The sequence below is a fragment of the Flavobacterium ardleyense genome (genome assembly GCF_042686085.1).
Classification (GTDB): domain Bacteria; phylum Bacteroidota; class Bacteroidia; order Flavobacteriales; family Flavobacteriaceae; genus Flavobacterium; species Flavobacterium ardleyense.
On the sequence record NZ_JBHUOL010000012.1, the window covers coordinates 103,010 to 116,598 of the forward strand.

General features: G+C 35.3%; 9 protein-coding genes. 1 reads left to right on the plus strand and 8 read right to left on the minus strand.

What is annotated here, in order from left to right; translation table 11 throughout:
* Nucleotides 1-8: 8 nt before the first annotated feature.
* A complete protein-coding gene (locus tag ACFSX9_RS06220; protein ID WP_379805749.1) occupies nucleotides 9-5,975 on the minus strand; it encodes a T9SS type B sorting domain-containing protein in 5,967 nt (1,988 codons plus the stop codon).
* A gap of 327 nt (nucleotides 5,976-6,302) precedes the next feature.
* On the opposite strand from ACFSX9_RS06220, the gene ACFSX9_RS06225 reads away from it, so the two are divergent.
* Nucleotides 6,303-7,055: a UDP-2,3-diacylglucosamine diphosphatase gene (locus ACFSX9_RS06225; RefSeq protein ID WP_379805751.1), complete on the plus strand. Its 753-nt coding sequence runs from the start codon at nucleotides 6,303-6,305 to the stop codon at nucleotides 7,053-7,055.
* On the opposite strand, the gene ACFSX9_RS06230 is transcribed toward ACFSX9_RS06225, so the two are convergent.
* The 7 genes from ACFSX9_RS06230 to ACFSX9_RS06260 all read right to left on the minus strand — a co-directional run bounded on the left by ACFSX9_RS06230 (nucleotide 7,052) and on the right by ACFSX9_RS06260 (nucleotide 13,574).
* A complete protein-coding gene (locus tag ACFSX9_RS06230; RefSeq protein ID WP_379805753.1) occupies nucleotides 7,052-8,320 on the minus strand; it encodes an MFS transporter in 1,269 nt (422 codons plus the stop codon). The two genes, ACFSX9_RS06225 and ACFSX9_RS06230, sit on opposite strands and share 4 nt — an antisense overlap.
* A complete protein-coding gene (gene recJ / locus ACFSX9_RS06235; protein WP_379805755.1) occupies nucleotides 8,313-10,013 on the minus strand; it encodes a single-stranded-DNA-specific exonuclease RecJ in 1,701 nt (566 codons plus the stop codon). Before recJ ends, ACFSX9_RS06230 begins: the two co-directional genes overlap by 8 nt.
* Nucleotides 10,014-10,126: 113 nt before the next feature.
* Nucleotides 10,127-10,468, minus strand: a complete 342-nt coding sequence (locus ACFSX9_RS06240) for a HopJ type III effector protein (RefSeq protein WP_379805757.1) — start codon at nucleotides 10,466-10,468, stop codon at nucleotides 10,127-10,129.
* A gap of 2 nt (nucleotides 10,469-10,470) precedes the next feature.
* Nucleotides 10,471-10,896, minus strand: coding sequence for an OsmC family protein (locus ACFSX9_RS06245; protein WP_379805759.1), 426 nt, complete (start codon nucleotides 10,894-10,896; stop codon nucleotides 10,471-10,473).
* A 10-nt stretch (nucleotides 10,897-10,906) separates the two neighbouring features.
* Complete coding sequence (locus tag ACFSX9_RS06250) at nucleotides 10,907-11,494, minus strand: hypothetical protein (RefSeq protein WP_379805761.1); 588 nt, start codon at nucleotides 11,492-11,494, stop codon at nucleotides 10,907-10,909.
* A 213-nt stretch (nucleotides 11,495-11,707) separates the two neighbouring features.
* Nucleotides 11,708-12,379 carry a 16S rRNA (cytidine(1402)-2'-O)-methyltransferase gene (rsmI, locus tag ACFSX9_RS06255; protein WP_379805763.1) on the minus strand — a complete coding sequence of 224 codons (672 nt, stop codon included), beginning with the start codon at nucleotides 12,377-12,379 and terminating at the stop codon, nucleotides 11,708-11,710.
* 154 nt (nucleotides 12,380-12,533) lie between these two features.
* A complete protein-coding gene (locus tag ACFSX9_RS06260) occupies nucleotides 12,534-13,574 on the minus strand; it encodes a hypothetical protein (RefSeq protein ID WP_379805765.1) in 1,041 nt (346 codons plus the stop codon).
* Between the last annotated feature and the right edge of the window lie 15 nt (nucleotides 13,575-13,589).

Genomic DNA, 13,589 nt, shown 5'->3' on the forward strand with positions numbered 1-13,589 from the left:
AACAAATATTATCTCTCTCTATTAATATATACCCAACCTGTTTTAGCAGGAGAATCTTTGAACTCAATCATATAGTAGTACGTTCCGTCTGGAAGTTCATTTCCATTATTTGACTGTCCAAACCACTCTTTTATATAGTCTGTTTTATTGTAAACTTTTGTACCGTAACGGTTGAAGATTTCAACTTTACTAACATTAAAACCTGTTAAATCCCAAGTGTCATTTATACCGTCATTATTAGGCGAAACACCTTTAGGAATTGTACAACGTTTAACAGTCAAAACTAATTCTCCAACTTCACTACAAGTTGAAGTGGTAGGCGTAAAATAATAGGTTGTAGTTCCTTCCGTTGAAACATCTGCAGAAGAAGACCAAGACCCTTCGTAACCTTCTTTAGATTTAGCTGGCAATACAAATTGAGAACCCAAACATACTTCAACGCTATCAAATGTTGGAACTAAGTAAGCACTAATTACAAATTCGAATTGACTAGACTCACCATTTACACAGTTTGCAACATCTACAGGCAACGTATATGTAATCGTATAAGTTCCCGCAACACTTAAAGACAAATCTACTTCACCTGTTAAAGGATCAATAACTATGTTTGAACTATTTCCTGTAAAAGTACCTCCTGCGGTAAAATCTACTATCGAAGTGTCTGGCATAGGATTAACAACATCCGAAAGACAAACTGGAGTGTCATAAGTAAACGCAGTAACAGGATTACTATATACAGCAGCGTCAATTGTAAATTCGTATGGTGGCGAATAACATCCGGTAATTAAATCATGCGCTATGATTGTATAAGTACCCGTTGCAACATCCGTATAAGATGTACTCGATTGGGTAGTCGTTGTAACGCCGTCACTTAAAATATATTCATAATTTGTAGTATATAAAGTGTAAGAACCAACGTCTGAATAATCCTCAGGATCAAGTAAATCCCATTCAGTTGCATCCCATATAATGCTAGGCAATAATGCAGTAGCTTTTCTTCTATAGGTATAACCAACTCCTGGAGTAAATACGGTTCCATTAATTCCCCAAACATCAATTAAAACATCAGCACTAGTAGTTAAAACAATTTGATCATTATTATTCACTCCAGAACATGCCGTAAAACTCAAATCTGGAACTACTCCAGCTTCATTTGGACTAGTACTAAGTTTAATTACAACAACTGCATTGTTCAATAAGTTTCCTGAAAGAGGCATAGTACATGCAGCAGATGGTAAATTTCCGTTTGTAGAAACTACTAATTTGTAATTACTTAAATCTACTGTTGCTCCTGTGCCGTTATAAACTTCCACATAAGTTAAAGAGCCTGAAGCAGCATCAGTTATTTCTGAAATAAATAAATTACCTGGCACATTTAACATCGAATTAATTGGAGATAATACTTCAAAATCTGCTGTTTGATCTGCACATGTTGGTAAAGAAGTAATACTTATCGTAGGCAACGGAACAGAAACGACTTTAATAGTAACTGTATTGTTTACTAATGTCGTACATGTTCCGTCTATAATATCAATCAATTCGATTACTACATCTGCCGTTGGATTAGCGATTGTAATTGTTGCGCTTTGACCTGAAGCATTAAGTGAAGCCGTTTCAACTGCTCCAGAATTCACTTGATACGATACCGTCCCATTTGGCGTTCCTTCAATTGTGAATTCAGCATTACTTCCTAAACATACAGAAGAGCTAACTGGTGTTAAGCTAGTAACTGATGGTAAAGGTTTTACAACAACAGTTGCTGTATTGCTTAAAGTAGTAATACAAGTTCCATTATCAATATTTACTAAGGTTAAAATTACATCACCAGCAGCTGGCGCAGGAACGGTAATAGCTACAGAACCAGAAGCACCCACAGCTGCTGTTTGTACTGTTCCAGTCCCTATTTTGTAACGTACCGTTGTGTTTGCAGTTCCAGTTATTGTAAACACTGCATCTCCACCAAAACAAATTGGAGAATTTGAAAGTAAATTAGTTAATGAAGGCGCTGGATTAACAGTAACAACATAAGTTGAATTAACTGTTGCACATTGTCCTGCAGTTGGAGTAAACGTATAAGTTGTCGTTTGCGTATTATCAACTGCTGGAGACCAAGTCCCTGTATAACCTTCAATAGAAGTAGTTGGTAAAATGATTGCATCTCCTACACAGAATGGCCCTACTTGATTAAACGTTGGATTATAAATTGGATCAACTAAAGTGATAACGATAGCATCAGTAATAGTACAACCGTTAATAGCAAAGTTAAAACCTGTGTAAGCTCCTGCAGTTAAATTAGAAATTAAAATATCTCCATTGCTATTTGCAGTATAATTATTCGGACCAACCGCCACTGCATTTTGCATATAAGATACTCCGTAAATATTTCCTGGTGTAAATCCAGAGATTGTTATAGCCCCTTGAGTTCCATTACAAGTTGTTGGACTAACAAAAGCAAACGATGGAGTTGCCTGTATAGAAAACGTTGCAACGTAATAAGCTCCACCATTATCTAGCACAATTGAATCATCACATTCGGTTGGATTATCATTGTCACCTGTTACATCGTAATAAACTTCAATTATATAATTACCCGGTGCATTAGCTGTTAAATCAATAGCTGCAGTAACTTCTTGCCATCTTTGATCTCCAGTTAAACATGAAGCTCCTCCAGTTGGATATGTACCCGCCGTACAATCTTCAAGTAATGATAGATTAACGATAGTAAATGCTCCTGGAGTTGCAGAAGCTTCATAAACTCTATAATTTAATCTTGCACTACAAACGTTCGAAGTTATTGTTTTGAAAGTTCTTAATTCTGCTCCATTAAACATAAGATTTCCAGAAGCTTGAACGTAAGTCCCTAAATTGCTATTTGGAAAAATATCGGTTGCAGCTCCAATAGCTTGTGAACCTGAAGTAGTATTGAAAAATGTTCCACTTGGTGTAGTAGTACAATTATCTAATAGAACAGCACTTGCAATTGTACCAAACGTACATGTTGCTAATACTTGCACATTTAATGTCGCTACTGATGCACATTGACCAGTATCTGGCGTAAATGTGTAAGTCGCCGAATTCATATTATCTACAATTGCAGGAGACCATGAACCAGTAATGCCATTATTTGAAGTTGAAGGAAGCACAGGCGCAACATCACCAGCACAAACAGGTGCTAAAGAAACGAATGATGGCACAGTTTTAGCATTCACTGTAATTGAAACATCAATTGGTGATGCACATTGTCCTGTGGTAGGAGTAAAAGTGTAAATTCCAGAATTTACATTACTAACAACTGCAGGAGACCATGTTCCTGTGATTCCGTTGGTTGAAGTTGTGGCTAAAACCGGCGCAGTTGTGTTTTCACAAATTGGTACTATAGCATCAAATGTAGGTATTGTTGAAGTGTTAAAGGTCAAAACTATCTCATCCTCAACTTGATTAATTCCGCAAGTAATAACACATTTATAAGTACCAGTTTGAGAAACTGTAATAGAACTTGTATTAACTCCGCTAATTAAAACATTATTAAGATACCATGCGTAATTATCTGCAGTAGCATTTGACGACACAATCTGATAACTAGGTGTATCACAAAAAACTTGATCTGGACCTAGATCCAAACTACAAACAATACTACAATCAGTTGCTCCTGTTCCGCCAGTTTGCGTGAAAGTTACTGTACCAACACTATTACTATAATTAGTAATTAAAACAACGTAAATATTACCAACAATTGCATTAGGTATAGTGAAATTTTCAACTGAAACCGCAGAATAACTACAAGATGCTACATTGTTTGGAAACCCTGTATTACCTTGTGGATAACCATATAAATTATTACATGATGTTGCAAATTGTTCTGGTGTAAAAGGACCCCAAACGATATAATCGACATCAAGTCCGCCACCTGTAGTTGCGCTAGTTTGCGCTATTTGAAAATTAAGAGTACCTGATTGGTTTACTTGCATGTAAAACCAAGAAGGATTTGGAGTTGAACTCAAACATCCTATTGCTCCATAGCCAGGCGTACTCACTGAATTTGGATAAACCAATCCAACATCACCACAGAATGCAGAAGAATCAGAACAAGATACAGGCGTTCCAATACATAAATCAAAAACAGTATCTTGACCTACAGTACTGGAATAAGAATAAACTCTTATATAGTATGTTTCTCCAATTACTAAATTATTTGCAGTACTGCTATTATCATCGCTACAATATAATCTTGTTAAATTATTACAAGTTCCAGAATAAACCACATGATATAAATCTGTAGTACTCCCTGCAACGTTTATAAGAGAAACGAAATGAATATTTGAAGTCGCCGTAAATTTAAACCACACATCGTCATTTGAAGTACCTGAACAGTTACTTGCGGGTAAACTTGCAGTTGCTCCTGTAATTGTACCACCCACAGTTTGCAAACAAGACGCATTACTATTAACAGGTGCAGTCACAGCATTAATACATTCATCATTCACTATTTGTGTTGCAAAACTTGTTCCAAAAGAAACAGGACTCTCATCTATTCCTGCCACACAAATTGATCTTACATAAGCTTTGTAAAAAGTTCCTGGATTAAGTCCTGTATAAACGTAAGGTCTAGTAGAAGTAGTTTGCCACCCTGGAGTTGCGGCTGTGGGCACTGGAGCATTAGCTGGCAATACTAAAACCTGCCATTGAGTTGCTGGTCCATTTTCCACCCAGTTTACTGAAACTTGTTGCTGTCCTATTGCAGAAATAGTAGGCGCCGTCGGTCTTGGACAAGTTGGTGGTGGTCCACAGGTAATGTTAGAAGTCCAACCTGGTCTTTGTCCAGAAGTATCGCTTCTAAATACAAAAGTTAAACTTCCATCAGGCGCAGTCGATGTAAAAGGGCCAGGAGAAACGTTCCCCCAATAACCACCAGCTAAACCACCAGGCACAAATGCTGCAGGATTAGTACTTGCAATTTGAGGTGCTGCTGCAGAATTCCCATCAAAAACATATAAAGCATCCCATCGCTCTTCCACATCAAAAGAAGTAAAAGTCACTGTTACTTTGTCAGTTGGATTAACTGGTACAATTGTAACCGTCTGATTTGAACCGTTTAAATAATTTCCAGCACCACCGTTATCTACAAAGTTCCCACCACAAACAGGTGGCGCAGCGGTTGTCACAAATAATTTCGATGTTGACCAAACGCTAGGATTGTCTTCACTACAAACTGCCCTAACATAGTATTCATAAGAAGTTAATGGACTTAAGCCCGTTAAATTATAGGGATTAGTAGTCACACCTGTAATTATAGTTCCTGTTCCTTGCGTAAAACCTGTAGGTCCCCATTCTATATCCCATAAAGTCGCTCCGCTAGGATTGTTCCATCCTAAATTTACAGATGTAGCAAGAACAGCAGTTGTTGTTAACGTTGTAGGATTTAAACATTTAGAATCCACAAATACATTATCAATTAACCAAGGATCCCCATTATCATTTTCCATCACAAAAGCTATGTAAACACTTTGTCCTATATAACTAGTTAAGGGTACAACTTTTTGTTCGTAAATATTAAATGTCGTTACTAAATCAGCTTCTGTCCAAGTTTTAACAGTTGTAAAATCACCAGCAGTATTTTGAGAAGTTGTAGAAACTCTAATTGAATAACTACTTCCATAGTTTCCAACTCGTCCTTCGCGCGTTCTAAAGCGCAATTGACCATCAGCAGGGACAGTAACCAAAGGAGTAACTAACCAGTCGATAGCTTTTGAACCGTCAGTTACATTTTCTCCTTGCATATAAGCTGCTCCAGCGGAAGAATTATAAGTCAAAGATGCATTAGGCGTTCTAACCCAAGATCGATTTGTTCCGATTCCATTATCGAAAACAGCCCAGCCGGCTGGGGGGAAAGTTGTCGCGTCAAAATTCTCCGTTAATACTTGTGAATAACTACACAAGGAGAAAATCGACATGAAAAAAAGTAAAAGTTTTTTCATTGTGTTAAAGTTTTATTATAGTTTGATTAATCTTCCAAAGTTAACAAAATATATTATTTACAAGACAATTATGAATAAAATGTTGTAATATTTAGAAAATAAATACACATAAATCAAAATAAACACAATATTACTGAACCACAAAACACTGCTTATTTCATAGAAAGGACCTAAATTTTAACATTTGTTCATGAAATTCAGAATCTCATTCTACTTGAATACATAATTAGCATAAACCTAGCAACTCTATATTTTACAAGCGAATAAAAATTTCAAACATGGGTAAATGAAGTAAAAAGTGTATTTTTGTGAAAAGATTTAAAAAATTTGAAACCAAATTCAAAAATATATTTCGCGTCTGACCAGCACTTCGGCGCACCCACCTCTGAACTTAGTTTCCCAAGAGAACAAAAATTCGTCTCGTGGCTTGATGTCGTTAAACAAGATGCTGACGCAATTTTTCTTTTAGGCGATTTATTTGACTTTTGGTTTGAATACCAAACTGTGGTGCCTAAAGGTTTTGTAAGAGTTTTAGGAAAATTAGCTGAAATTAGAGATTCGGGAATACCGATATATTTTTTTGTAGGAAATCACGATCTATGGATGGGCGATTATTTTCAGAAAGAATTAAACATTCCTGTTTATCATGATAACGAAGAATTCACATTTAATGGAAAAACCTTCTTAATAGGTCACGGTGATGGAAAAGGTCCAGGCGATATGGGCTATAAAAGGATGAAAAAGGTTTTTACTAATCCTTTTTCAAAGTGGTTATTCCGTTGGTTACATCCTGATATCGGTGTGAAATTAGCCCAATATCTTTCTGTAAAAAACAAACTGATTTCCGGCGTTGAAGATGTAAAATATTTAGGAGAAGATCAAGAATGGCTGGTCCAGTATTGCAAGAGAAAACTAGAAACCAAATCGTATGATTTCTTCGTTTTTGGGCACAGGCATTTACCTTTAGAAATTGAACTTACTGAAAGTTCAAAATACATTAATTTAGGTGATTGGATTGGTTACTTCACCTATGGAGTGTTCGATGGAACTAATTTTGCGCTGAAGAAATTTGAGGTTTAATCTCCATTTTCTAAGGCTTCAACATCTTTCTCTAAATCTAATTTTCTAAATTTAGGTAAAGCTACTGCTGTTGCTCCAACTGTAATTATTGTCATTACTCCTCCAAAGATAACGGCATTTACTACACCCATTAATTTCGCGGTTAAGCCACTTTCAAAAGCACCCAACTCATTAGAGGAACCCACAAAAATAGAATTCACTGATGCCACCCGACCTCTCATGTGGTCAGGCGTGTGCAATTGTAAAATAGTATTTCGGATTACCACTGAGACGCCATCAAAGACACCACTTAAAAACATCGCTAAAACAGAAATCCAGAAAATCTCGGAAATTCCGAAAATAATAATACAAATTCCGAACATGAAAATTGCACCTAATAATTTAATTCCGGCTTTTCTGTTGAGTGAAATATAAGCAGAAAGCAACATCATTAAAAAAGAACCTAGAGCTGGCGCAGCTCTTAAAATCCCAAATCCTTCCGAACCAACTTTTAAAATATCTTGAGCAAAAATCGGCAATAAAGCTACTGCTCCACCGAATAAAACCGCAATCATATCTAAAGAGATCGATCCAAGTATCGTCTTGTTAGTGAATACAAAACTCAAACCTTCCTTTAAACTCTTCATGATCGGTTCGCCAATCTTCGGATTTAAAATCGGTTTTTGTTCAATTTGCGCTAACATTATCAAAGCCATAATTGAACAAGCAAATACAAAACACAACGACCAATGCACACCAATGAAGCTTATCGAAAGTCCAGCTAATGCAGGTCCGAACATAGACGCTAATTGCCAAGTGGAACTACTCCAAGTAGCAGCATTTGGATATAACTTTTTTGGAACAATTAAAGAAAGTAACGAGAATATTGTTGGCCCAAGAAACGACCGAACAAATCCTCCGAAAAATACCAAAGCATATATTGTACAAAGAATTGTACTTTGAGCTAGATTTTTGGTGATTTCAGGAACAGTAATTAAAAACAAACCTAAACTCACGACTGAAAATCCTAAAATACATTTCACTAAAAGCTTCTTTTTTTCACTTTGATCCACAATATGACCAGCAAACAAAGCCATAGAAACTGCCGGAATTATTTCCATCAAACCGATAATTCCAAGTGATAATGGATCTTTTGTTAAACTGTATACTTCCCATTCTATAATAACAAATTGCATCGACCATGCAAAAACCATCGCAAATCGCATTAATAAGAAAAAGTTGAATTCTTTGTATCGTAAAGCTGCGTAAGGATCTTTTTTACTCATTGGGTTGTCGAATATCTCGTAATTGCAGTTGCAAAGTTACGGTATCTTTCCATTCGTTTTCTTCCAAAGAGAAAATTCCATCGAATTTATTTTTGTTTTTTACCACATCTAATTTGTTGCCCAACTTAAATCCGATAGCTCCAAAATTTTCAGAAATCCCTTGTTTAACGAATACTTTTAAATGCTCATTTTCATTGCCTAAAGTTTTTGCATAGCCAGAATCCATAAGGTTTCTAGCCAAGAATAAAGGTGCCATATTTTCGGGCCCGAAAGGTTCAAATTGCTTTAAAACACGCATTAATTTCGGGTTGAGGTCTGATAAATCAATTTCGGCGTCGTACGCAATTTCTTGAATTAACAGATCTGGATGAATAGTTGAAGACACTACTTTCTCAAAAGCATCTTTAAAATTCTGATAATTCTCAGGCAACATCGTCATTCCGGCCGCATACATATGACCTCCAAATTGTTCCAGATGTTCGGCACAAGCTTCCAATGCATTATAAACATCAAAATCTTTGACAGATCGAGCGGAAGCGGCCAATTTATCGCCACTTTTTGTAAAAACGATTGTAGGACGATAATAATTTTCAACCAATCTGGAAGCAACAATCCCAATCACACCTTTATGCCAACTTTCATGATAAACCACAGTTGAACATCGAACTTGCTCGTTATTTTCTTGAATTTGAAGTAAAGCTTCTTTCGTAATTTGCTTGTCCAATTCTTTTCGGTCCGAATTATATTGTTCAATTTCTGATGCAAATTGTTCGGCTTGTTCGATATTATATTCTGTTAACAAAGCGACTGCTTCATTTCCGTGTTTGATTCTTCCAGCCGCGTTAATTCTTGGCGCAACAATAAAAACGACATCAGTAATAGTTAGAATTTTCTTCTTTGCATATTGAATTAAAGCTTTTATTCCTGGTCTTGGATTTGAATTAATAACTTCTAATCCAAATTTTGCCATGACGCGATTTTCTCCCGTAATAGGAACTATATCCGCTGCAATTGCCGTCGCGACTAAGTCTAAATACAAAACCAAATCGTCAATCGTTTGATTTCTATTTTGGGCTAAAGCCTGGATTAATTTAAAACCAACACCGCAACCGCATAATTCATCATAAGGATACGAACAATCGGCACGTTTTGGGTCTAAAACCGCAACAGCATCCGGTAAAATATCTCCGGGCCTGTGGTGATCACAAATGATAAAATCGATATTTTTAGCTTTCGCATAATTGACATGATCTATCGATTTAATACCACAATCCAAAGCAATAATTAAGGCAATATCATTGTCATCTGCATAATCAATTCCCAAGTACGAAATACCGTAACCTTCTCCATACCGATCGGGAATATAAGTCGCGACATTGGGATAAAAACTTCGTAAATAACTCGAAACTAGGGAAACAGCTGTCGTGCCATCGACATCATAATCTCCAAAAACCAAGATATTTTCGTTATTTTCAATCGCTTTTTCAATCCGATTTACCGCTTTATCCATATCTTTCATCAGATAAGGATCGTGCAAATCGTCTAAAGTAGGACGGAAAAAAGTTTTGGCTTGTTCATAGGTTTCAACACCACGCTGAACGAGTAAAGTAGCGATGATTTCGTCTACTTGAAGGGCATTTTGCAAGGCTTGTAACTTTTCTTTTTCTGGCTTTGATTTTAGATTCCAACGCATAATAATAAAATTAGAATTTAGAAATTAGAATTCCGAACAAATGGGTTTAGAATTCAATTATTTTGGCTTATAGTATTGAACAACAAATATATAAATATTTTTTAGAAAGAAATTTATTTTTTCAATTCTAATGCATTCCCCGAAAATCGAACACCTTTCCAGCCAGATTTTATAAAATTACGAATGTTTTGATGGTCATCTTCGTTTGGAGTTTGTAGCACTTTTTGATAATGTTCTCCAAACATAAACAAGGTTTCCGAAACATCTAAATTGTGTTCTTTGGCAAATGAAAACACTTTACACGAACCATTATTTGTTCCTGCTTCATTCGATAATTCTCCATTTGTAAAACTTGTTGGTGTAAACGAATAATACGATTCAATAGAATGGATTACTTCAGAAAATACTAAAACTTCTGAATTCTGAACTTTCTCTTTAAGTATTGAAACCGTCATAATTACACTTTATGATAAAAAATCTCAACCTCAACTTTTGCAAATTGACGGAACATTCCCATTACGCCACAATATTTATCTACAGATAAATCCACTACTTTTTGCAGTTTTTTCTCGTCTAAATTGGGACCGTAAAAATGATAATCCACTTTTACTTTATTGTATATTTTTGGATGTTCTTCTGTTAATTCAGCTTCTACTTCAATGTTGAAATCTGTAACTTCCAACTTCATTTTTTCAATTAAAGAAGCCAAATCAATACCTGAACAACCTGCTAAAGCCGACAACATCATTGATTTTGGTCTTAAACCCGCTCCTTCTCCTCCATTTTCCGCACCTGCATTAATTAGAAATGTTTCGCCACTTGGATTAGTAGATTCGAATTGCATTTTTCCTTTCCAGGTTGTTTTTGTTTTTGTTGTGTTCATAGTTTATATTTTAGTAATCAAAAGCTTTTTTGATTTTAACACCTTTAGTAATTAATAAATTCATTGCTTCCTCAAAGACCTGAAAGTGTTTCTTGTTTTCTAAAAAAAAGAAAAACTTGTAATCCTTATCTTTATACATAAAGCTTATCCAATTTAAAACACCTGTTCCATATAGATATGATTGTATATTGTATTGGAGATCATAACGAAAAAACGGAGGCTCTTTTCCTTTAAAATCAGTTACTATATACTTAATATTTGACAATTCATTACAATCAAATGATTTATCACCTATGATAATTGACTTTTCAAGGACATAAATCGTATCGGTTAATTTGCCGAATTTTAATTCGTTGTCCAATTTTGTTGCTAAAAAACTGACAAAAAGTGATATAAATCCAAATACTGAAACGATGATAGTAAGCTTATTCAAAACTTCAAGGTCAAGAAAAACAAAATTTATAAAAAAGCTAATTAAAGATAGAATCAAAAAGGCAATACCTAAATATTTAGCTCTTACGTAAAAAAGACCTTTCTTTTCTTCTGAAGAGAGTTGATTATAAACTTTACTTTCGAAAAGTGTTTTATACTCATTCATATTACCTTACTTTTCACCATAAAAACTATAGAATTTCCCTACTAGTTTTTATTGATTTAGACTTTTCTTCAATTAATTATTTCTTTCATACAATCAGAAAATAAAACAGGTAAAAACTCATAAATTTATTTGTTTTACTGTTAATTGCAGTCGGCATTTTATTAAATCTTAATCGAAGTACTACCACTGCAAACTGCGACTGCAAACTGAATACTATTTTTTCCCACCAACACAAACCACAATTTCCCCTTTTGCAGGTTTAGCCTCAAAATGATTAAATACTTCTTCAGCCGTTCCTCTTACTGTTTCTTCATGTAATTTTGACAATTCGCGGGAAACGGAAACCGGTCTTTCGGCACCGAAATATTGCATAAACTCGGCCAAGGTTTTGTTTAATTTATGGGGTGAAACATAAAAAATCATCGTGCGATATTCTTCAGCCAAAGCTAAAAATCGGGTTTGTCTTCCTTTTTTATCAGGTAAAAAACCTTCAAAAACGAATTTATCATTGGGCAAACCGCTATTTACTAAAGCCGGTACAAACGCTGTAGCTCCAGGCAAACAATCGACCTCAATTCCATTTTCCACACAAGCTCGCGTTAGCAAAAACCCAGGATCTGAAATCGCTGGAGTTCCTGCATCACTAATCAAAGCAATATTTTCGCCCGCTTGCAAACGTTTTACCAAATTCTCAACGGTTTTGTGCTCGTTGTGCATGTGATGGCTGTGCATGTGCGTGGAGATTTCGAAATGTTTTAGCAATTTACCACTAGTTCGCGTGTCTTCTGCTAAAATCAAATCTACTTCTTTCAGAATTCGAATCGCTCTGAAAGTCATATCTTCTAAATTGCCAATTGGCGTAGGAACAATATATAATTTACCCATTTACTACATTAATTTAGGAACGAATTTTTAAAACATATAAGTCAGATAAGTTGTTTCTGAGGGAAATACTAAAATTTAAAGTACATAAAAAACAACTAAGTTTTGTATGAATTTTATTAAAATTATTTACCTCAAAACAGTCTAAACATCCAGCTTATGAAAATTTCTTCTCTACAATTTCCATGAAACGCGTTTCGTATTCTTCTTTTCCTTCCCAATTGTTATAATCGGGTTTAACGAAATCTTGCACAAATGACTGCGCTTCTTCAAAACTATCAAACGTATTTAATTGCGAAATAACACGATTAAAATCATCCGAACTTCCACCAAATAATTTCTTCTCGAAACCGATTCGGTCATTTAAACCAAAAGAAATAGATTTATTCAAGCGATCATTCAGCGAACTAACTTTTGATTCTTGCACTTTTTCGAAGGTTTTCTTCACTTCTTGCTCCAATACTTGTGGTGATTCATAAACCACCGGTGCTTCTGTTACAATTTCGGGCGCTGACACTACTTCTTCTTGAACAACAGGTTCAAAAACAGCTTCATTCGCTAATTCAACTTTAACAGGAATATCTTCTACTTTCACAAAATCCATATCAGCATAATCATGCATTAATAAATCTTCAAAAGAAATTTGTTTCGCTTGTGTTCCTACTACTGAAGATACTGGTTCTGCCGGAGCTTCAACAATTTCTTCGACAGTGATTTCTTCTACTATAATTTCATCCGCAACGATTTCTGTTGCAACAATCTCCTCTTTAACAGATTCAATTGGCGCTAATTCTGCTACATATTCTGGTTCAATTGCGCTCTGAAATTCTTCTTCTTTCTCCTCTTCTTCATCGTCATCTTCCACAATCAATTCGCCAACAACGACTTTTTCTTCCGCAACCGATGTGTCAAAAACAGGAGTTGGCATAAACTCCACTTCATCTTCTTTTCTATCTTCGATTACCTCCGTTGCAGCTTGCGCGATGGCAATTGGTTTTGATTCTAATTTTTCTTCTAAAACAACCTGTGGAATTTCATTTTTTACCAACTCAAAATTCTCTTCATAAAAGCGTAAAATCGTTAATTGATCGTACAAATTCTTAGCTTCTAATTGCAATTGAATCGTATCTGCATGATTTTTTAACTTTAAAATTCGGTGTGCAATGCTAATTAATTCAGCTGAGACTCTTTTCTTCATAACTTTGGTGCGTAT

Excerpts from the sequence above, each read along its gene's own strand:
- ACFSX9_RS06230 (WP_379805753.1), bottom strand. The coding sequence starts at position 8,320 with ATGAGTAAAAAAGATCCTTACGCAGCTTTACGATACAAAGAATTCAAC.
- ACFSX9_RS06250 (WP_379805761.1), bottom strand. The coding sequence starts at position 11,494 with ATGAATGAGTATAAAACACTTTTCGAAAGTAAAGTTTATAATCAACTC.
- recJ (WP_379805755.1), bottom strand. The coding sequence starts at position 10,013 with ATGCGTTGGAATCTAAAATCAAAGCCAGAAAAAGAAAAGTTACAAGCC.
- ACFSX9_RS06245 (WP_379805759.1), bottom strand. The coding sequence starts at position 10,896 with ATGAACACAACAAAAACAAAAACAACCTGGAAAGGAAAAATGCAATTC.
- ACFSX9_RS06260 (WP_379805765.1), bottom strand. The coding sequence starts at position 13,574 with ATGAAGAAAAGAGTCTCAGCTGAATTAATTAGCATTGCACACCGAATT.
- rsmI (WP_379805763.1), bottom strand. The coding sequence starts at position 12,379 with ATGGGTAAATTATATATTGTTCCTACGCCAATTGGCAATTTAGAAGAT.
- ACFSX9_RS06240 (WP_379805757.1), bottom strand. The coding sequence starts at position 10,468 with ATGACGGTTTCAATACTTAAAGAGAAAGTTCAGAATTCAGAAGTTTTA.
- ACFSX9_RS06220 (WP_379805749.1), bottom strand. The coding sequence starts at position 5,975 with ATGAAAAAACTTTTACTTTTTTTCATGTCGATTTTCTCCTTGTGTAGT.